Genomic DNA, 19,901 nt, shown 5'->3' on the forward strand with positions numbered 1-19,901 from the left:
ACATTCAATTGGGTGAAAATTAAAACAATTTCTATGATTGGGAACCAATACATCACATCTTTTTCTTTTAGTTTACCGGCGGCAAATCCCATTGATAACCACGCAAACAAATATCGGAAGCCAATGATACTCACCACAGCAATCCACTGAAATTGGAATACTAATAATACTATTGGCAACAACAAAAACAACAATTGTGATGCGTAAAAAAGGCTTAATTGGTTGCGGTCAAACATTTTATAGTGTTTGGCAGTCGATACATGACGGCGTTTTTGGGTAAACCATTCTTTGAAAGACGTTTTCGGTTCCGAATAAGTAAAGCTATCGGGAATGTAACAAACGGCAGTATTCTCTTTGGTTGCGGCTTGGTTGATAAACAAATCGTCATCGCCGGAACGGATTTTCATGTGATCCATAAAGCCACGTACTTTGAAAAACTCTTCGCGTTTGTAGGCCATATTGCGACCAACACCCATGTAAGGTTTGCCAATTTTGGCCCAAGAAAAATATTGGGTTGCCGTGAGTAAAGTCTCAAAACGGATGATTTTATTTAAAAACGAATTGGCTATTTTTTCATAAGCTCCATAACCTAAAACAATGTTCTTTTGAGCGGTAAATTGCGAACTCATACTCGTAATCCAATCTTTCGAAGTTGGATAACAATCGGCGTCAGTGAATAATAAGTATTCGTATTTAGCGGCTTTGATACCAAGGGTTAAAGCGAATTTTTTATTGCCCCAAAAAGCTTCGTTGTTTTCTACTTTGACCAATCTAACATTGTCATATTGTTTTTCAAACGCTTCAAAAATCTCTAAGGTATTATCGCTTGAAGCATCGTCAATTAATACAATTTCGAAAGTGTGGTAATTTTGTTCAGCCAAAAGCGGGACAAATTGCTGCACGTTTTCTTCTTCATTTTTGGCACAAACAATAACTGAAATTGGCACTCTTTTCGGGGTTGCAGTTTGTGGTTTAGCAAAAGAAAATTTACCAAATACTACAACATAATATAAGAATTGAACAACAACTACGGCGATGAATAGACAGAATAGAGCTAATAACATAGGCTTTTTTTGACTTTAAAAAGGTGTGCAAATGTAGTTATTCTAACCGCAATAATCAAGGGATTTTTAACAAATTCCTAGCGGTTCTTTTTCATTTCATTAGCAATGGCAATGGCTTGATTGTCATTGGTTTTTTCGAGTTCGGTGATGATGTTTTGGTAGTTTTTATCGTCGCGGTTTTGCGATAATTTCTTTTGGGCTTCGATGCTTGTGATTTCGATTTCAAAAGCTACAATACCACGCGCTTCTCGCATGGTTTTTTCGGATAGGTTTTCGACGCGAATGGGTTTCTCGGATTTGGCCTCGTATTTATCGACTAATTTTTTAAGGAAATTGATTGCTTCACCATGGTTGTAAACCTTTACTTTTCCGTAAACATGTACGGCGAGATAATTCCACGTTGGTACATTTTCATGATCATACCAAGAAGAAGAAATATAAGTATGGGCACCCGAAAAAACAGCTAAAACTTCATCATTATTTTTAAAACTTTCCGATTGGGGATTGGCTTTAGAAATATGCCCGACTAAAATTTGTTTTCCTTCAGCATTGGTTTCCAAAATCAGAGGCGTGTGCGTTGCCCACAATTTACCATTAGTTTGGTTGACCAAAATCGCAAAGCCGTTTTGATGTAAAAAATTTTGAATGTCTTCTTGGTTTTCGTTTTTATATAAGTCGGGGATGTACATTTAAATTATGAATTACGAATTACGAATTATGAATTACCATTTCTGGAAATTGTGACTGAACACTGATAACTAAATCACATTCACTTCAGCTTCAATCGCGATGCCGAATTCTTTTAAAATAGTGGCTTGTATGTCTTTGGAAACCGCTAAGATTTCTTGACCCGTTGCATTGCCATAGTTCACTAAAACCAATGCCTGATTCTTGTGAATTCCTGCGTCACCAAAGCGTTTTCCTTTGAATCCGGCGCGTTCAATCAGCCAACCTGCCGGTACTTTAACTTCGGTTTCTGAAATCACATAATGTGGCATTTCGGGATGCAAAGCCTGGGCTTTTTCATAAGCTGCTTTTGAAATAATCGGATTTTTGAAAAAACTCCCGCTATTGCCCAATTCTTTCGGGTCGGGCAATTTGCTTTGTCGAATGGCTATAACAGCGTTGGAAACATCTTTCAAGGTTGGTACAACCACGTTTTGTTTTTCCAATTCCTTAGTAATATCGCCGTAAGACGTATTGATTTTATGGTTTCTCTTGGTCAGTTTAAAAACAACTGAGGTGATCACGAATTGGTCTTTGGCTTCGTGTTTGAAAACACTTTCTCTGTAGCCAAAATTACATTCTTCTTTATTGAAAGTTTTAAGGTCTTGAGTGGCAATATTTACCGCTTCACACGACACAAAAGTATCTTTGATTTCGGTACCGTAAGCGCCAATGTTTTGCACAGGAGTTGTACCAACATTGCCCGGAATTAAAGACATATTCTCTAATCCGCCAAAGTTTTGGTCAATCGTCCAAAGTACAAATTCGTGCCAGTTTTCTCCGGCCATACTTTCTACCCAAACAAAATCGTCGTCTTCTTTGAGAACTCTTTTCCCTTTTAAATCCACATGAATGACCAAAGCTTGAATGTCTTGGGTCAACAACATATTGCTTCCGCCACCGAGTATGAATTTTTTCTCGTTGGCGTTTTCCTGTAAAACAGTTTTTAATTCTTCAACCGTATGAACGGCAATGAATTGTTGGGCTTTGGCTTCAATACCAAAAGTATTGTACTTTTTTAAGGAGAAATTAGTCTGGATAGGCATCATTTAAATCGGCTTAATGGTTTACAAAAGTAAACAATCCTTTTAAATGAATTTGTTATAGTAATGTTTTTGCCATTTATGAAGCATAAATAATGGCATTACATAAGGTAATATTTTAGTATTTCCTTTTCTGATTTCGGCGACCAATTTTTGACCGTCAATGTTTTCCATAAACGGCATGTTGAAAATGTCACTTTTGGCAAAATTTTCCAATTCGTCCGTAAATCGCGGAAATTTTAGCAGATAACTTCCCCAAGGTGCGCTTAAACCAATCTTTCTGAAATCGATGATTTCTTTAGGAAGTTTGTCTTCCATGGTGGTTTTGAGGATGAATTTTCCTTTCTTGCCGGTAAACATCCATTTGCTGTCTAATGTTCCTAAACCCGCGACTAATCTTTGGTCTAAAAACGGTTCTCGGCATTCGATAGAAGTTCCCATGGTGCAACGGTCATTTCGGTCTAATAACGAGCACAAATAGGTATGTTGGTCAAAGTACAAGGCTTGTCGCTGTAAATCTTTCGGATATAATTCTTTTGCTTCTTTTAAAATCTGATGACGGTAGTCATTCTCCGGTTTTTTCTTGTTGCCGTAAAACAAATTAATGTCATCCGGATATACATTGGAACCATTGAAAATCACCAAATCGGCATCGCTGTTGATTTTGGAATAACGAAATAATTTATCGTAACGCGGTCTTTTATTAAAAGTTTCAAACTTCGATATTTGAGAAATAATTTTAAGTAAAGATGGATTTTTTAATGCTTTGTAACGAACATAACCACCCATCAATTCATCGGCGCCTTCACCGGAAAGCAGCACTTTTACTTTTGGCTTGGCTAATTTTGCAATAGCCAGTAAGTGAGGTTCGTTAAGGTGCATTATCGGTTCGTCCTGAAAATAAGAAGTCTCTATCAAATTTTGATACAGATTTTCATTTTCTAATTTGGTGTGATTGAACTGATAATGATATTCCTCGGTGATTCTTTTGGCCAAATGATATTCATTGTGCTCTTCTTCAGAGAAACTGATGTTGAATGTCTCAATGTTTTTAAAATTCTGATGGTACAATGCTGATAAAATCGAGCAAGAATCTAATCCGCCACTGAGTAAAACACCAACGGGAACATCACTAACCATCCGGAGTTTTACTGAATCAAAGAAAGTTTCTTCAAACCATTTTTTCGGATTGATAATCGGACTGTGGTTTTGGATTTGCTCTTTTAAATTCCACCATCTTTTGGTGTTGCTTTTTCCGTTTTCGTCAATCACCATATAATGACCGGGAAGCAATTTTTTCACATGGTTGTAGAGCGTATTTTCGCCTGCCACAAAACGATTGAAGACATATTCTTCCATACCGTTTTCTGAAATTTCAAGCGGTACGCCTGCGCAGAAAATCGCTTTCTGTTCAGAAGCAAAAAATAAAGTATTTTGGTGAAAAGCGTAGTACAAAGGTTTCACACCCATTCTGTCGCGACAAAGCGTGAGTTTCTTTTCCAAAGTGTCCCAAATCGCAAAGGCAAACATACCGTTTAAACGTTCCAGCATTTCCATGCCGTACAATTCATAAAGCTTAAGCAATACTTCTGTGTCAGAACCTGATTTTAAAGTAATTCCTTTGCTTTTTAATTCGGGATAAAAAGATTGGTAATTGTAGATTTCCCCATTAAAAACGATGATGTATCGTCCGTTTTCGGAAATAAAGGGTTGGTGTCCACCTGCGGAAGTGTCAATGATAGAAAGTCTTCTGTGGCCTAAACCAATATTATTCTGGAGATAAATGCCTTTATCATCCGGACCACGATGCTCCAGGACATCACGCATTTTCACCAATTGATTTTGGTCAACCGGTTTGTAATCTAGATGTAAAATTCCGTTGATGCCACACATAAAACTATACAGCAGCTGATTTAGCTGAGATCAAATCGTGGTACTTAAATGCTATTTTTTTCATGTTGGTTTCATAGTTGGCATTTTCTTCAACAAACTTCCTGTTGGCCAAGACTGCCTTTTGGGTAAGTTCGTTATTGTCAAATGCCCACTGTAATTCTTCGGCTAATTTAGTCGCATTTTCGGTAGCTACAAGTATTCCGTTAACTTTTTGTTGTATCCAATGACGATTACCAGGTAAATCACTTACAATTGGAAAGCAACCACAAGCCATAGCTTCAAAAAGCGAAGCCGAAACACCTTCAGTCGTAGGCATACTAATGTAGAAATTAGATTTTTGCAAGTAAGTTGGAATCTCATGATTGTCAATTCTACCGGTAAAAACAACCTCTTTTTCGATATTGAATTCTTTGGCCAAAGCCATTAATTTTTTCAATTCAATTCCGTCACCAATGATGGTAAGATTAAAAGGAATGTTTTTTTGTTTGAGGATGGCAAATGATTTTAAAATCAAATCGTGTTGGTACTCCGGATGCAACGAACGCGTTACTATGGCATTGATAATTTCGCCGTTTTCGGTATTGTTGAATTTAAAAAACTCCAGGTTAATTCCTTTGGGTAAAATCATCACCTTGTTCATATCGACGCCACTTTCTTGCATGTGATTGGCCATAACATTTCCCCAAGCGTGAATCAAATCGGCTTTTTCGTAAGCATATTTTTGAATGATTTTTTTAAACGGATATGAAGGCGAATTTATGGGCCATAAATCGGTTAGACCTTGTTGGGCAATAGCTATTGGTCTAATGCCTGATAATGCTGCTAAATAACCATAACTGGTGGTTCTTTCAGCAATAACCATATCGGCATTGAATTTTTTGACTATACTTTTTATCGTCAAAAACGCCTTGGTCAATTCCAGTATTCTAATAAACCTGTAAAATCCGTGATTTTTGGTTTGCAGTTCCCAAGTTACAATTTCGAAGTCGCCAAAATCCTTGAGACCATTCATCCAAGTAACAGCATCAGCACGGTAAGTTTCTCCCAAAAAAAGTATTCTTTTTTTTGCCATTGATTTAGTCTTCGGTTTCCAGAGCTCGGTTTAAAAAGTCATTTAAAGGTTTCAAAGCGATTAGTTTTTGAGCCACTATTTTACTAAAATCTTTGTCGGTAAAAAGGGCATCGTCAATTTTGGCGGAAGCCGTATAACTCTTCAGTTTTAAAAATTCAATAGCCGGATGATTTGGGTCGAAATCTTTAGGTGCTTTTTTTAAAGTATTGCTTTCGTCACGGGTTAGTGTTGCAAATTCTTTTTTGAAGATTTTATCATTGACAATTTTGTCCAAATCCTCATGAAAAAAGGCTATTTCTTTGCGAATTCTTTTCAATTCATCCGGTTCCGGACACCAAACACCGCCGGCGATAAATGAATTTCCTTTTTCGAAATGCACATAATAACCCGGATTGTTTTTTCGGAATTTATTTTGGGTAAACCATACGCCCATATTGGTTTTGTAAGGCGATTTGTCTTTGGAAAAACGAATATCACGATTGATTCTGAATGTACAGTTTTTAACTTCCAGCGGTTCCAAAGTTTTGTCTAAGGGTTTTATTTCTGCCAAAAGCGAAGCAATAAAACTGTGGTAGTCTTTCTTGTAGTTTTCATACCTTTTTTTATTGGCATGCATCCAATCGGTATTGTTATTGGCGATTAAATCTTCGAGAAACTGAAGGGCATCTTTGGTTATCATACTACAAGTGTTTTCTGAGTTCTTCTTCTGAAATATAACCTAAATTACGCCAAACTTCCTTTCCGTTATCATATATGATTATAGTTGGTAACCCATCAATTTTCATTCCTTCCACCAAAGCTTTGTTTTCATCAGCATCTAATCTGACAATTTTTATTTGATCTTTCAGTTCTTCTTGTAATTTCATTACGTAAGGTTTCATTTTTTGGCATGGGCCACACCAAACTGCAGTGAAATTAACCAGTACTTTTTTGTCGGAAGTAATTAGTTTTTGATAGTCATCTGAAGTCATTCCGGTTTTCGCAATCTGAGTGCTTTGAGAAGACTTTGGCAGGTCGTGGGCCGACCATTTCATGATGCCACCTTCTAAATTATAGATTTCTTTGAACCCCATTTCCGCTAATTTATCTGCCGCTTGTGCACTTCTTCCGCCTACTTTGCAATACACAAAAATAGGTTTGTTTTTATCGTATTGCGCGGCTTTTGCAGCAAAATCAGCACTGTTTATATTGACATTATTGGCGTTTTCAAGATGCTCAACTCCATACTCTTGAGGTGTTCTAACATCTAACAACTGTGGTTTCTCGGTTGTTTTTAGCTTTTCAGCGTAAGTTTTCGGATCTAATGTTTGAATGTTTTTTGCCGTTTGACCTTGACAACTTAAGAAGAGACAACTCAACAATAGCAACAAAAATAATTTGGATTTCATATTCTGCAATTTTTCAGCTAAATTACAAAATAGAACAACACTACAAATTAAATATTTTATAACTCTGATGGGTCGTTTTGACAATGTTTTCTGTGCGTTCCGGATGCGTGTCCGAGATGAATAATTGGCCGAATTCTTCGTTGTTGACCATTGCGATAATCTTGCTCACGCGAAATTCATCCAGCTTATCAAAGATGTCATCAAAGAGCAAAATGGGTTTTTCACCGCTTTGTTTTTTTACAAAATCAAATTGGGCCAATTTCAAAGCAATCAAAAAGGATTTCTGCTGCCCTTGAGAACCAAACTTTTTAATCGGATAATTATCTATTTCAAAAGACAAATCGTCTTTGTGCACACCAACTGATGTGTATTGTAAAGCCCTGTCTTTGCTGAGATTTTCTTCTAATAAAGTCAAAGTGTCTTTTTCAAATAAATCACTCTGGTAAACCAAATGTACAGTTTCAGCAGAGTTGGTAATGTCTTGGTGGTATTGATTGAAAATAGGAATAAACTCTTCCAGAAACTTTTGTCTTTTGTCGAAAATGGCTTTGCCCAAATTGTCCAATTGCTCATTATATATGCTTAAGGTATCTTTTTCAAATACGTGATTTAAAGCGAAATATTTCAACAAAGCATTACGCTGGCTGATGATTTTTTGGTATTGGATGAGTTGTTGCAAATAAGTATTGTCCAATTGCGAAATCACGCTGTCCATGAACTTACGACGGGTTTCGCTGCCTTCAATGATTAAATCTCTATCCGCCGGAGAAATGATCACTAACGGAATAAAACCTATATGGTCTGAGAATTTTTCGTAGAGTTTGCTGTTGCGTTTCAGGATTTTTTTTTGGCCTTTTTTCAAACTGCAGAGTATTTGTTCGGAGCGATCGTTTTTTTCGAATTCGCCATCCACTACAAAAAACTCTTCGCCGTGTTTGATGTTTTGTACCGCTAACGGATTGAAATAGCTTTTCCCGTTGGCCAAATGATAAATGGCATCGAGGATATTGGTTTTTCCAATACCGTTTTTACCCACGAAGCAATTGATTTTGACATCAAATTCGAAGGTGGCATCCGAAAAATTTTTATAATTGAGTACTGAAATTCGCTTTAAAAACAATTTGGTTTTGTTTGAAATTAGTGTCTAAACTCCTTATTTATAAGAGAAAAAGGTTAATTAATTATAGTTATTCCCAATCCTTAAAGTAAAGAGGTGTAAATTATTCAAAAATATCGACAAAAATAGCTTTTAAATATGAATAAAAATTTTATTTTTGCGCACACTAAATTAAAAATAGATGGCAACTTTTAACAAAAGAGGATATAAAGCACCAAAAGAAAAAGAAGAGAAATTAGACAATAATTTTATCGAAGATGTAAATGTTGATGCAAAAGACAGTGCAACGGCAAAGGCATTTGATACATTAGATGAATCGGCTTCAAGAGCGGAAGATTTTATTGCCAAAAACCAAAAATACATTTTAGGATTTCTTGGGGCAGTTGTTTTAGCTGTAGTAGGTTATTTTGCTTATGAGAAATTCATTGCAGAACCTAACCAGCAAACAGCAGCGGATGAATTATTCGTAGCCCAACAAAATTTCCAAAAAGCAGTTGACGGTGATGTTAAAGCGGATTCTTTATTCAATTTAGTATTAAACGGTTCAGAAGGTAAATTTGGTGTAATCAGAATTGCTGAAGAATATTCAGGAACGGCTGCCGGAAATTTGGCTAACTATTATGCCGGAATCGCTTACTTGAATACCGGTAAATATGCAGAAGCTATCAGCAGCTTAGAGAAATTTTCTTCAGATGATATGATGTTAAGTACTTTGGCAAAAGGCGCTATTGGTGATGCTTATGCCCAACAAAACAAACAAAAAGAAGCTTTAGAATTCTATTTGAAAGCGGCTGATGCCAATCAAAATGATTTCACAAGACCAAGATATTTATTGAAAGCAGGAAAAACTGCTTTGGCTTTAGGAAACAAACCAGAAGCTTTAAAATATTTCACCGAAATCAAAGAAAACTTCGATACGACTCCGGAAGGACAACAAATCGATGGTTTGATTGGTTTAGCGCAATAAATCAAAAAATAATATTTTATAAAAGGATTAAGGATGGTATCTTTAATCCTTTTTTATTTTAAACCCAAAAATTATGGCCACTGCAAATAAGAATTTATCCAACTATGATAAAAGTACGCTTCCCAACGCGAAAGACTTTCGGTTTGGGATTGTGGTTTCAGAATGGAACGATCACATCACTAACGGTTTGTATAACGGTGCCGAAGCCGCTTTGTTAGACTGCGGTGCTTTACCCGAAAACATTATCCGTTGGAATGTACCCGGAAGTTTTGAGTTAGTTTACGGCGCGCAACGCATGATTGTCACGCAAGAAGTGGATGTGGTGATTACCATCGGTTGTGTAATTAAAGGCGAGACCATGCATTTCGAATTTGTCTGCGAAGGCGTAACCCAAGGCATCAAAGATTTGAATGTGCAAACGGATGTGCCGGTTATCTTTTGTTTATTGACCGATAATAAAGAACAACAATCCATCGACAGAAGTGGTGGAATTCACGGTAACAAAGGAACGGAAGCCGCTATCGCTGCGATAAAAATGGCTGAGTTGAGAAGAAAGACAATGTAATATTATATCATTTTCAATATAAAATAGAAGCCTATTCCGTTGTGAATAGGTTTTTTATTTTTAGCCAATTATTAACTAAAAATCCCAATAGTTTTTCGTTAAATTTGCTAACTTCGGTTACCCAAAACTGAAACCTTAACAAAACACTGAATACTAAAGAATGTCGAGCATAATTCAATTACTTCCTGATCACGTTGCCAACCAAATAGCCGCGGGCGAAGTGGTCCAAAGACCGGCTTCGGTAGTCAAAGAACTATTGGAAAATGCCGTTGATGCTAAAGCCACTGATATCAAACTCATCATAAAAGATGCCGGAAAATCATTGGTACAAGTAATTGACAATGGATTAGGAATGAGTGTCACCGATTCGCGTTTGTGTTTCGAGCGTCATGCCACTTCTAAAATCCGTCAGGCAGAAGATTTGTTTTCTTTGCATACCAAAGGGTTTCGCGGCGAAGCGCTGGCTTCCATAGCGGCGATTGCGCATGTGGAAATGAAAACCAAACAAGACCAAGAAGAACTCGGAATTCACATTATCATTGAAGGCAGCAAATTTGTGTCACAAGAACCGGCAGTTTTGCCCAAAGGCACTTCGTTTGCGGTAAAGAATTTGTTTTTTAATATTCCGGCCCGAAGAAACTTTCTAAAGTCGGAAACCGTTGAACAACGCCACATTGTGGATGAATTCCAACGTGTTGCCATGGCGCATCCGAATATTCATTTTACGATGTACCACAACGGCAGCGAAATGTTCAATTTGCCGATATCCAATTTCAGACAACGCATTGTTAATATATTTTCGGGTAAAACCAATGAGAAGTTGGTTCCTGTAAAAGAAGACACCGAAATAGTCAACCTACAAGGATTTATTGGGAAACCCGAATTTTCGAAGAAGAATCGAGGCGAACAATTCTTTTTTGTCAACAACCGTTTTATCAAAAGCGGTTATTTGCACCATGCCGTGATGGCTGCTTATGATGGTTTGCTGAAAGATGGTGCGCAACCGAGTTATTTTTTATACTTAGACGTTCCGCCGCACACGATTGATATCAACATTCATCCAACCAAAACCGAAATTAAGTTTGACGATGAACATGCGTTATATGCGATTTTGCGTTCGGCTATCAAACACAGTTTAGGACAGTTTAATGTCGCACCGGTTTTGGATTTTGACCGCGACCCGAATTTGGACACACCTTATCAATACCAAAATAAAGACGCCGAATATCCTTCGATTCAAGTCGATAGAAGTTATAATCCGTTTTCTGAAGACAAGCAACCGAGTAAATCTTTTGCTTCGTCATCCAATTATAAAAAGCCCGAAGCGCAACCGAGTTGGGAAAGCTTGTATGTGGGTTTAAAGCAAGCCGGACAAGAGATTGCCGAAATGACTTTTGAAAATAATGAGGCCGTTACTTCTTCTTTATTCGAAGAAAATGAAATTGAGCAGGAAGTTAAGCGCACTTACCAAATCCATAAAAAATATATCGTCAGCCCAATCAAATCGGGGATGGTGATTATCAATCAAAAACGAGCGCACGAAAGGGTTTTATACGAAGAGTTTCTAACGAGCATGACGGTGCAACAAGCTTCGAGTCAGCAATTATTGTTTCCGCTGCAGTTGTTTTATTCTTCAGACGAAGTGGAATTGTTAGCCGAATTAAAAACTTCCTTGGAAAACACCGGTTTTGTTTTTGAAGCCATAGAAGAAGACAACGTCCTGATTTCGGGTTTGCCTGTCAATGTGACCGAAAGTGAGATTTCTATCGTTTTGGAAGAGTTATTGAGTGACTTGCAAGATGGAATTCCGGACAATAGTTTTTCCCAAAATGACACCATTGCAAAATCGATGGCTCGAAGTTTGGCCATCAAAACCGGAACGTATTTAACCGAAAAAGAACAAGAAAATTTGGTGCACAATCTGTTTGCTTGCAAAGAGCCGAATGTGTCACCGTTTCAAAAACCAACTTTCATCACGATGAGTGTGGAAGATTTAGATAAAAAATTCAGCGTATGATGCGAATGACCGAAACTGTAAAGCAGTTACTGATTATTAATGTTATATTTTACATTGGATCCAATTATGTAGGCGATATGGCTTACCAGTTGTTTTCTTTGTATTATCCTGAAAACCCTAGTTTTAGATATTGGCAGCCTTTGACCAGTATGTTTATGCATGCAAAAATGCCAAACCTTTCCCATATTCTGTTTAATATGTTTGCGCTTTATTCTTTTGGGTCGGCTTTGGAACATTATTGGGGCGCCAAAAAGTTTATTTTCTTTTATATTTCGTGTGGACTTGGCGCATCGTTTTTGTACTTAGGATTTAATTATTATCAATACCATCAAGCTTTATCACTATTACAGGAAGCCAATGTTCCTCTCGATGTGATTAATGCTGTTTTAAAAGAAGGGAAATACAACAATAGTCTTTTAGAAATAATTCCGTTAACAGAGCTTGAAGGAATGTATCACGCATACAATACACCGGCGGTTGGTGCATCAGGTGCTATTTATGGTTTGTTAACTGCTTTTGCCTTTATGTTTCCCAATGCCGAATTGGCACTATTGTTTATTCCAGTTCCAATTAAAGCCAAATATTTTGTACCGGGAATTATAGCGATTGATCTTTTTTTAGGTTTCAAAGGCAGTTCAATATTCGGTAGCGGTGGAACCGGAATTGCCCACTTTGCTCATATAGGCGGCGCACTAACAGGATTTATCATGATGTGGTATTGGAAGAAGAATTCATTCAATAAAAATCGGTGGAATTAGGCTATGAGCATCATTGAAGACATAAAGTTACAATACAAAATAGGCGGCATTGCCAATAAAATGATTTATTGGAATGTGGGTGTTTTTCTGTTGTCTATTCCGTTGTTTTACCAATTTAAATTAGGTGTTTTTGCTTATCCTGATTGGATTGCGGTTTCATCAGAGCCTTTGGCTATTTTGTACAAGCCTTGGACATTGTTAACGTATGCTTTTTTCCATGACGGGTTTCTGCATTTGTTTTTCAATATGATGGTATTGAATTTTGCCAGTCGATTATTTCTAACCTTTTTTACGCAAAAGCAATATCTGGGATTGTATTTTTTGGGTGCTATTTTTGCGGGATTGGTTTATGTTTTAAGTTTTTATCTGTTTGGACAATCCTGGATTATGGTTGGTGCTTCGGCAGCTATTATGGCTTTGTTGGTGGCTACAACGACTTATCAGCCCTTAATGGAAATTAGATTGTTGTTGATTGGCAATGTCAAACTTTGGCACATTACAGGCGTGATTTTGTTATTGGATTTATTACAAATACAATTAGGGAATACCGGCGGACACATAGCGCATTTAAGCGGCGCCTTTTTTGGTTATATTTACATCAAGTTGTTGCAAAACGGAACCGATTTAAGTAAAATGGTCAGCGCCGTGATTGATTTTTTTGCTAATTTGTTTAGCCCAAAGAAATCAACGCCGTTTAAAAAAGTACACGTTAACCCCAAAAAACCTACGGTTAAAAGAGAAAGTAAAATTGTTGCCAAAGACAAAACCCAGCAACAAATTGATGAGATTTTGGATAAAATCAGTCAATCGGGTTATGACAGCTTGACCGCTGAAGAGAAAGAGTTTCTCTTCAAAGCAGGGAAATAAATTATAAATGAAGAAACTATCGTGGTTTAACAAAGTGGTTTTCGGATTCAATATAGTCGTTACTGTATTGACGTTTATTGCCTATGGATTGCCTTTTTTGGCCCCAAAGTTATTTCCACTACTTTCGGTTCTGACCTTGATTTTACCGCTGTTTCTGATTTTAAACACCTTGTTTTTTATTTATTGGCTAATTCAACTAAAGCGTCAAGTTATGCTTTCCGGTTTGGTTTTGCTGCTCGGCATTACTTTTATCAATAAGTTTTACAAGTTTTCTTCTAATGACTTACCTGAAGAAGAGAAAGACTTCACTGTAATGAGTTATAACGTGCGCTTGTTTAATCTTTTTGATTGGCTTCCGAATGATGGTGTAGGGGATACGATTTTATCTTTTATCAACGAACAAAATCCTGATATTCTTTGTATACAAGAATATTCAGAAAATGCCAAAGTAGATTTAAGAATTTACAAATACAAGGCGGTTTTTATGGAAGGAAAACAAATCAAAACCGGACAAGCGATATTCTCCAAATACCCTATTTTTAACCAAGGCGATTTTGAAATTCCCGAAGCAGGTAATAATATTATTTATGCCGATATCAAAAAGGGAAAAGACACCATACGCGTGTACAATATCCATTTGCAATCGATAAAAATATCGCCCGATGTCAATGAAATTGAAGAACACGTTGATGTCATTGATAAAGATAAATCCCAACAGGTTTTTGGCAGAATCAGAGACGCATTTAAAAAGCAGGAACAACAAGCTGCCGTTCTAGTCAATCATAAAAAGGAATGTAAATATCCGGTAATTATTTGCGGCGATATGAACAACAGTGCGTTCTCGTACATCTACCGAAACATTAAAAGTGATTTGAATGATTGTTTTGAAGAAGCCGGAACGGGTTTTGGACAAACCTATAAATTCAAATATTATCCGGCGCGTATCGACTATATTTTTGCCAATAAAAAAATGACGGTAAAAAGTTTTAAAAGCTTCTCTAAGTTTGAGAATTCAGATCATTTCCCGGTGATGGCGAGACTTTCTTTTACTGAGTAAGGGATTGTTTTTTCAAATAATCTAAAGCATATCTTCCTTCATTGAACAATAAATCTAAGATGCTTAAGTTGTTCAAATAACCGTGTTTTTCTCCGAAAACCTGAGTGAAAGGGTCAAACTGTGAATGGTCTTTTTTGCCGTTGATTAAGTATCTCAAATCAACTTTATCAGTCACTTCATGAAAATATTCCGTGGTTTCGTTGTAATCAAATTCCAATCCGAGACATTTTGATACAATCGACATGGTTTCGAGATTTAAATCCATTAAGAATTCGTGTTTCTTTTCGAATATCGGTCGGATATCATCTTCAAAATACTCAAAGAAAGGCGAACTTCTATATGCAGCATCCAGTGATTTAAAGTGCTGTTTCTGCCAATCGAAAGCCGTTTCCAGTTTGACGTCTTTGGTTTTTTGATGCGCTTCTTTAGAATGTTTTATGGGAATATTGAGCAACTGAATACCATTCGGACTGTAAATGTACATTCGGTTGCGGTTCGTTTGTTTCTGGAAATTATCATCCATTTCAAAAGTCACCAAATCACATTGCGCCATCGCCACAAAATGACTGATGGAAGGGAAATAACTCGGGTGAATGAGGATGTTGTTCATTTGGATTAGGTTGCGAGTTTTAAGGTTTCGAGTTTCGGGTTGCAAATCTGTTTTAACTCGGAACTCGAAACCAGGAACTTTTAACTATGCTTTCGCTTTTCTCTTTTTCATAAAATAATCACCCACTACATACAAAGCAATTAAACCTAAGAAGTATTTGAAGTAAGATTCAGGTTGACCTTCACCGTTTACTGTTGTGAATAATCTGTCCCAACGAATACGCCAGTTAGTAATGCCTTCATTCATACCGTCAATACTCATCCAAATGAATACGGGTTTTCCAACAATATGGTCTTCGGGTACAAATCCCCAATAGCGACTGTCTTCCGAGTTATTGCGATTGTCACCCATCATCCAATAATAATTTTGTTGGAAAGTATAGGAAGTTACTTTTTTATCATCGATGTAAATGTCATCACCAACTGTTTTTAAATTATGTTTTTCATAAACGGTGATTAATCGTTTGTATAATGAAAGATTCTCTTTGTTTAAAGGAACAGTTTTACCGGCTTCGGGAATATAAATGGGTCCCAAATTATCGGAATTCCATGTTGGGTTATGACTGAAAATATTACCTTCTGGAAATTGGTTTACTATTTTGGTAACCGATTTAATTCCGGGTACTTTTCTCAAAGTTACAGCCGCTTCATCAGACAAAGCTTTGATGAAAATAGTATCTCTGGCTTCATTTTTATAACCTGCGCCGTCTGTTGAACCGACACCTTTTAAAACATAATCAAAATCGATAGGCGTGTTTAAATCGTAAGTCATGTAATAAGCATGTTGCGGTTTAGCTCTTTCAGGTAAAACCAATTCTTTTCCGTTGATATGAACCACACCGTTTTTGATTTGCAAATTGTCACCCGGAGTTCCTTGGCAACGTTTTACATAGTTTGATCTTTTGTCTATGGGTTTAACAATGCTTTTGCCCGAAGTATCAAAAAATTTGTATACCGTATCGGCAGGCCAATTGAAAACGACTATGTCATTTTTCTCAATTTTTTCAAAGCCCGGAAATCTAAAGTAAGGCAATTGTGGGTAACTCAAATAGGATTTGGTTCTCACTAAAGGCAAAGTATCGTGCACCATTGGAGCAGCGACTGAGGTCATTGGCGTTCGGGCACCATAATGAAATTTACTCACGAACAAGAAATCACCAATTAACAAAGATTTTTCCAAAGAGGAAGTTGGGATTTGAAAAGGTTGCATCACATAAGTATGAACCAATGTAGCTACTACAATTGCAAAAAGGAGTGAACTGATTGTATCACCTGTTTTAGTGGTAGCCACTAAACTTCTATCTGAGATATAATTTACGTCTTGGGTGTAATTAATGTAATAAATGTAAAGGCCAAAAGTAAAAATCCCCAACCAAGTATCAGCCGTAGATTTTTTGCCAAAGCTTCTCAAGGTTTCTACCCAAATTACCGGAAACATAATCAAGTTGATGATTGGGATGAAAAGGAGTAAGGTCCAAAGCGTTGGTCTACCGATGATTCGCATTAAAACAATTGCGTTGTAAACCGGTACAAAAGCTTCCCATCTTTTTCTTCCTGCTTTTTCGTATAATTTCCAGGTTCCTAATCCGTGGATAACTTGAACAATCAGGAAAAATACAAACCATTGATATGTTGACATAATATTGGGTTTAAAAGTTTATTTGGCTATAAGTTTATCAAACTAAGCTTTTGTTACAATTTTAAGTTTTTGTTATTTTAAATCAAGGACATCTTTCATAGAAAACACACCATTTTTACCAACAATCCATTCGGCTGCTAAAACAGCGCCTAAAGCAAAACCTTCTCGGTTGTGTGCAACGTGTTTGATTTCGATAAAATCAACGTCTGAACTATAGTAAACACTATGTGTTCCCGGAACATTTTCAATTCTTTTGGCGTCGATGTGGATTTGCTTCGCCTGTTCGCTATCGCTCGAGTGATTTTCGCTTGCCGTTTCTTCCGTCCAAGAAGTATAAGTTGAATTTTCAATAACGCCTTTAGCCAATGAAATAGCGGTTCCACTTGGAGAATCGAGCTTTTGGGTATGGTGAATTTCTTCCATAGAAACTTTGTAAACCGAAGAGAACTTCGCCATCATTTTGGCCAAATAATCATTGAGTTCAAAAAATAAATTGACACCTAAACTAAAATTAGAACCATATAAAAAAGCACCGTTTTTCTCTTGACACAATTTTACTACTTCATCGTAACGCTCTAACCAACCTGTAGTTCCACAAATCACCGGAACATTTTGATTGAATGCTTCTGTGATATTTTCAACAGCTACCATTGGCACACTAAAATCAATAGCAACATCGGCATTTTCTAATCCGTCATAGGTATTGGATTCGTCTTTTCTGAGTACAATTTCGTGTCCTCTTTCCAAAGCGATTCTTTCGATCACTTTCCCCATTTTTCCGTATCCCAGAAGTGCAATTTTCATTAGAATTTGTAATTAAATGTTAGGCCAACATTGGGTTTGGCCGTAAAATCATTTTGGTAAATGTCAGGAGCGACAGAAAGTTTGTCGTTCACATTAAACTGTATCAAATGCGCGTCAACATTGGCATCTACTATGTTTAAAATGTAGAAGGCAACAGTAACCATTAGTGATAAATCTCGGTTTCTTTGGTAAAATCGTTGGGCTTGTACTAAACGAGCATCGTCTAAATAAGAATATTGATCATCGTTAAATCCGGCTAATCTTCTCTTGTAAGCATCACGATAATTGTGGTATTTTTTATTGTTGTCCAAATAGAAATACATGCTGGTTCCGATAGCACCATAAACAATTGGAATTTTCCAGTATTTCTTGTTGTAAGCTTGCCCTAAACCCGGTAGTATAGCAGAGTAAAAAGCCGCTTTGGTTGGCGTTAACGGGTCAATTTCTTTCATTTTAGTAGTATCAGAAATCACTAAACCTTCAACGACTTGTTGGGCAAAAAGGTCTTGGTTTCCTAACAGAAAGAAAAGAACAATTATGTAGCGTAGCTTATTCACTAACCTTTGATTAATTTGAAAATGCGGTTGAAATCTTCCTCCGAATGAAATGGAATTGTGATTTTACCTTTGCCGTTTCCGGCTACTTTTACGTCGATTTTGGTACCGAAGAAATTTACGAATGCTTTCTTTTGGTCTTCTGCTACTGCAAAACTATCACCTTTTTTGGCTTTTACCGTTGCCGGTTTTAAGCTATCTTGGTAGTTTTTTACCAAAGCTTCGGTTTCACGAACGGATAGATTTTGGCTGACAATTTTTTGGTAAATATCGGTTTGAACGTCTTGGTTTTCAATGTTGATAATCGCACGACCGTGTCCCATACTGATAAATCCGTCGCGAATTCCGGTTTGGATGATTGGATCTAACTTTAATAATCGCAAGTAGTTAGTGATGGTTGAACGTTTTTTACCCACACGCTCACTCATTTGTTCTTGGGTCAATTGGATTTCGTCAATCAATCTTTGGTACGAAAGCGCAATCTCTATCGGGTCCAAATCATGACGCTGGATGTTTTCCACCAAAGCCATAATCAACGACTCATTGTCATTGGCAATTCGGATGTATGCCGGAACAGTAGTTAACCCAACTAATTTCGAAGCACGCAAACGACGTTCTCCCGAAATCAATTGGTATTTGTTGAAGTCTAATTTACGAACAGTAATGGGTTGGATAAGCCCTAATTCCTTGATGGAAGACGCTAATTCCTGTAAAGATTCTTCATTGAAGTTAGTTCTAGGCTGAAACGGATTGATTTCAATCGATTCAATATCCAGTTCGATAATATTACCCACAACCTTATCGGCATTTTTGTCGCCGATAGATTTGATATCATTTTCAGGATCTTTTAATAGGGCAGATAATCCTCTTCCTAATGCTTGTTTCTTTATAGCTTTTGCCATGGCTTATTTGCTGTTTTTCTTGATAATTTCCTGTGCTAAACTTAAGTAGTTGGTAGCACCTCTGCTCGTAGCGTCAAAGTTAATGATACTTTCTCCAAAACTTGGCGCTTCACTCAATTTCACATTGCGTTGGATAATGGTTTTAAATACCATATCATTGAAATGCTTTTGAACTTCTTCTACGACTTGATTGGACAAACGCAAACGCGAATCATACATGGTCAGTAAAAGTCCTTCGATATCTAAGTTGGGATTGTGTATTTTTTGTACGCTTTTGATAGTATTGAGTAATTTTCCTAAACCTTCCAAAGCAAAGTATTCACACTGAATTGGGATTACTACACTATCGGCTGCAGTTAAGGCATTTAAAGTCAATAAGCCTAGCGATGGCGCACAATCAATAAGAATATAATCATATTCATCTTTTACGTTTTCCAAAGCTTGTTTAAGCATGTATTCGCGATTTTCTTTGTCAACCAATTCAATTTCGATGGCCACCAAATCAATATGTGCCGGAACTACCCAAACATTAGGCGCTGAGCAAGTGATTATAGCTTCTGCCGGTGTATTGCTGTGCTCTAAAATTTGGTAAGTTCCAATTTCAACACTTTCAACATCAATACCTAAACCAGAACTGGCATTGGCCTGAGGATCGGCGTCAATAAGTAACACTTTTTTTTCTAAAACACCCAGCGATGCGGCAAGATTTACAGAAGTTGTTGTTTTCCCGACACCACCTTTTTGGTTGGCAATTGCAATGATTTTACCCATTTATATATGATAGATTTTGAGCCGTAAAAATACGATTAATTATGGGTTTGTCAAGGCTTATTTGTTAACATTCTGGTAAAGTTTTCCA

20 protein-coding genes are annotated in these 19,901 nt (G+C 36.9%); 6 read left to right on the top strand and 14 right to left on the bottom strand.

The genetic code is table 11. From position 1 onward, the window contains the following. The 8 genes from ACK4HO_RS07285 to recF form a co-directional block, all read right to left on the bottom strand. Positions 1 to 1,064, bottom strand: a 1,064-nt coding sequence (locus ACK4HO_RS07285) for a glycosyltransferase (protein ID WP_409664433.1), incomplete at its 3' end; no start/stop codon positions are given. Between the two features lie 77 nt (positions 1,065 to 1,141). Continuing rightward, entirely contained in the window at positions 1,142 to 1,753 is a 612-nt protein-coding gene (locus ACK4HO_RS07290) for an FMN-binding negative transcriptional regulator (protein WP_409664435.1), read from the bottom strand. 69 nt (positions 1,754 to 1,822) lie between these two features. Next, entirely contained in the window at positions 1,823 to 2,836 is a 1,014-nt protein-coding gene (gene murB, locus ACK4HO_RS07295; RefSeq protein WP_409664557.1) for a UDP-N-acetylmuramate dehydrogenase, read from the bottom strand. Positions 2,837 to 2,878: 42 nt separating this feature from the next. Further along, a complete protein-coding gene (asnB, locus tag ACK4HO_RS07300) occupies positions 2,879 to 4,726 on the bottom strand; it encodes an asparagine synthase (glutamine-hydrolyzing) (RefSeq protein WP_409664437.1) in 1,848 nt (615 codons plus the stop codon). Positions 4,727 to 4,730: 4 nt separating this feature from the next. After that, complete coding sequence (locus ACK4HO_RS07305) at positions 4,731 to 5,798, bottom strand: glycosyltransferase (protein ID WP_409664439.1); 1,068 nt, start codon at positions 5,796 to 5,798, stop codon at positions 4,731 to 4,733. A 4-nt stretch (positions 5,799 to 5,802) separates the two neighbouring features. After that, on the bottom strand, positions 5,803 to 6,477 hold the full coding sequence (locus tag ACK4HO_RS07310) for a DUF2461 domain-containing protein (protein ID WP_409664441.1): 675 nt from the start codon (positions 6,475 to 6,477) through the stop codon (positions 5,803 to 5,805). Position 6,478: 1 nt separating this feature from the next. After that, complete coding sequence (locus ACK4HO_RS07315; protein ID WP_409664443.1) at positions 6,479 to 7,186, bottom strand: thioredoxin domain-containing protein; 708 nt, start codon at positions 7,184 to 7,186, stop codon at positions 6,479 to 6,481. 40 nt (positions 7,187 to 7,226) lie between these two features. Beyond that, on the bottom strand, positions 7,227 to 8,306 hold the full coding sequence (gene recF / locus ACK4HO_RS07320; RefSeq protein WP_409664445.1) for a DNA replication/repair protein RecF: 1,080 nt from the start codon (positions 8,304 to 8,306) through the stop codon (positions 7,227 to 7,229). A gap of 178 nt (positions 8,307 to 8,484) precedes the next feature. Here recF and ACK4HO_RS07325 point away from each other — a divergent pair, with 178 nt between their 5' ends. The 6 genes from ACK4HO_RS07325 to ACK4HO_RS07350 all read left to right on the top strand — a co-directional run bounded on the left by ACK4HO_RS07325 (position 8,485) and on the right by ACK4HO_RS07350 (position 14,534). Next, complete coding sequence (locus tag ACK4HO_RS07325) at positions 8,485 to 9,270, top strand: tetratricopeptide repeat protein (protein ID WP_409664447.1); 786 nt, start codon at positions 8,485 to 8,487, stop codon at positions 9,268 to 9,270. A 73-nt stretch (positions 9,271 to 9,343) separates the two neighbouring features. Beyond that, positions 9,344 to 9,835, top strand: a complete 492-nt coding sequence (gene ribH, locus ACK4HO_RS07330; protein WP_409664448.1) for a 6,7-dimethyl-8-ribityllumazine synthase — start codon at positions 9,344 to 9,346, stop codon at positions 9,833 to 9,835. Positions 9,836 to 9,995: 160 nt separating this feature from the next. Further along, positions 9,996 to 11,852: a DNA mismatch repair endonuclease MutL gene (mutL, locus tag ACK4HO_RS07335; RefSeq protein ID WP_409664450.1), complete on the top strand. Its 1,857-nt coding sequence runs from the start codon at positions 9,996 to 9,998 to the stop codon at positions 11,850 to 11,852. Beyond that, positions 11,852 to 12,610, top strand: a complete 759-nt coding sequence (locus ACK4HO_RS07340; protein ID WP_409664558.1) for a rhomboid family intramembrane serine protease — start codon at positions 11,852 to 11,854, stop codon at positions 12,608 to 12,610. The genes mutL and ACK4HO_RS07340 overlap by 1 nt, the downstream gene beginning before the upstream one ends. 3 nt (positions 12,611 to 12,613) lie before the next feature. Continuing rightward, the gene (locus tag ACK4HO_RS07345; RefSeq protein WP_409664451.1) at positions 12,614 to 13,477 is read left to right on the top strand and encodes a rhomboid family intramembrane serine protease; all 864 of its coding nucleotides are present in this window, start codon (positions 12,614 to 12,616) and stop codon (positions 13,475 to 13,477) included. 7 nt (positions 13,478 to 13,484) lie between these two features. Beyond that, on the top strand, positions 13,485 to 14,534 hold the full coding sequence (locus ACK4HO_RS07350; protein WP_409664452.1) for an endonuclease/exonuclease/phosphatase family protein: 1,050 nt from the start codon (positions 13,485 to 13,487) through the stop codon (positions 14,532 to 14,534). On the opposite strand, the gene ACK4HO_RS07355 is transcribed toward ACK4HO_RS07350, so the two are convergent. The 6 genes from ACK4HO_RS07355 to ACK4HO_RS07380 form a co-directional block, all read right to left on the bottom strand. Further along, the gene (locus ACK4HO_RS07355) at positions 14,524 to 15,144 is read right to left on the bottom strand and encodes a WbqC family protein (RefSeq protein ID WP_409664454.1); all 621 of its coding nucleotides are present in this window, start codon (positions 15,142 to 15,144) and stop codon (positions 14,524 to 14,526) included. The two genes, ACK4HO_RS07350 and ACK4HO_RS07355, sit on opposite strands and share 11 nt — an antisense overlap. Before the next feature lie 84 nt (positions 15,145 to 15,228). Then, on the bottom strand, positions 15,229 to 16,782 hold the full coding sequence (gene lepB, locus ACK4HO_RS07360) for a signal peptidase I (RefSeq protein WP_409664456.1): 1,554 nt from the start codon (positions 16,780 to 16,782) through the stop codon (positions 15,229 to 15,231). Between the two features lie 72 nt (positions 16,783 to 16,854). Continuing rightward, positions 16,855 to 17,586 (bottom strand): 4-hydroxy-tetrahydrodipicolinate reductase, encoded by a 732-nt coding sequence (gene dapB, locus ACK4HO_RS07365; protein WP_409664458.1) that lies wholly within the window; start codon positions 17,584 to 17,586, stop codon positions 16,855 to 16,857. Further along, positions 17,586 to 18,143 (bottom strand): DUF5683 domain-containing protein, encoded by a 558-nt coding sequence (locus tag ACK4HO_RS07370; protein ID WP_409664460.1) that lies wholly within the window; start codon positions 18,141 to 18,143, stop codon positions 17,586 to 17,588. Before ACK4HO_RS07370 ends, dapB begins: the two co-directional genes overlap by 1 nt. Then, positions 18,143 to 19,042, bottom strand: coding sequence for a ParB/RepB/Spo0J family partition protein (locus tag ACK4HO_RS07375; protein ID WP_409664461.1), 900 nt, complete (start codon positions 19,040 to 19,042; stop codon positions 18,143 to 18,145). Before ACK4HO_RS07375 ends, ACK4HO_RS07370 begins: the two co-directional genes overlap by 1 nt. A gap of 3 nt (positions 19,043 to 19,045) precedes the next feature. Then, positions 19,046 to 19,813 carry a ParA family protein gene (locus tag ACK4HO_RS07380; RefSeq protein ID WP_409664463.1) on the bottom strand — a complete coding sequence of 256 codons (768 nt, stop codon included), beginning with the start codon at positions 19,811 to 19,813 and terminating at the stop codon, positions 19,046 to 19,048. Between the last annotated feature and the right edge of the window lie 88 nt (positions 19,814 to 19,901).

It is taken from the genome of Flavobacterium sp. (assembly GCF_046296355.1).
Lineage (GTDB): Bacteria > Bacteroidota > Bacteroidia > Flavobacteriales > Flavobacteriaceae > Flavobacterium.